The organism is Streptomyces bambusae, from assembly GCF_019400985.1.
Taxonomy (GTDB): domain Bacteria; phylum Actinomycetota; class Actinomycetes; order Streptomycetales; family Streptomycetaceae; genus Streptomyces; species Streptomyces bambusae_A.
On sequence record NZ_WTFF01000698.1, the window covers coordinates 1 to 860 of the forward strand.

The window sequence follows — 860 nt, forward strand, 5'->3', positions numbered from 1 at the left end:
AGACCGCGGCACGCAGGACAGCGATGGTGAGGCCGGGCGGGAGGGTAAGTTGTATAAAAGAGGTGGGGTTTGGGGGGGGCGGGCCCCTGCGGCACCGTCAGGGAGGGGAGGTTTGGAGGACCCGGAACCTTTGGGTACCCGCCGGTAACCATATTTTGCCATTCCGCCAGCGATTGCTGGCGGAATGCCCTGGCTCCCTGGCTCCCTGGCTCAGCCCTCGGGCGGGGCCCAGCCGCTGAGCACGGTGTCGAACTGTGCGCGCGTGGTCTCCCAGTCGGCCGCCGGACCCGACATGTACACCGCGTACTCGGTGCCGTCCGGGGCGAAGTACATCTGCTCGATGGACCGGCGCGGACCGGCGTGCACCCCCTTCTCGGTCCAGGTGAACTCCCAGATCGCCGCGCGGGTGCTGTCCCGGAAGGTGTTCTGGTTCAGCTTCTGCCGCTTGTAGTCGGTACGCCGGCTCACCTGCTTCTCCAGGTCGAGCACGTGCACGTACGGGTTCTCGTAGTCCGGCGTCGTGTCGCTGGCGATGCGGATGAAGTGCTTGCCGTTGTCCGGGGTGTAGTCGATCTGGTCCCCGTCGACCTGGCGGCGCCAGCCCTGGGGGACGTACAGCGTGAAGCCGGCCGGGTCCACGACCTTGGTCCAGCCGGCCGGGAGCGGCGCGCCGGACCCCTTGCCGTCGGTGGTGCCGGTGCCGCCCGACGCACCGGCCGAGGTCCCGCCCGAGGCCGTACCGTCCTCGCCGGTCAGCTTCAGCACGCCGAAGACCCCGGCGCCGCCGAGCACCGCCGCGACCCTGTCTCTTATACAACTCTGACGCTGCCGACCATCTTACCCGTGCACCAGTCTCGGCG

The 860-nt window shown here is 69.0% G+C and carries 1 protein-coding gene; it reads right to left on the reverse strand.

Annotated features, from left to right (window positions below):
• Positions 1-210: 210 nt before the first annotated feature.
• A complete protein-coding gene (locus tag GPJ59_RS36610; protein ID WP_219672400.1) occupies positions 211-792 on the reverse strand; it encodes a hypothetical protein in 582 nt (193 codons plus the stop codon).
• Positions 793-860: the final 68 nt, after the last annotated feature.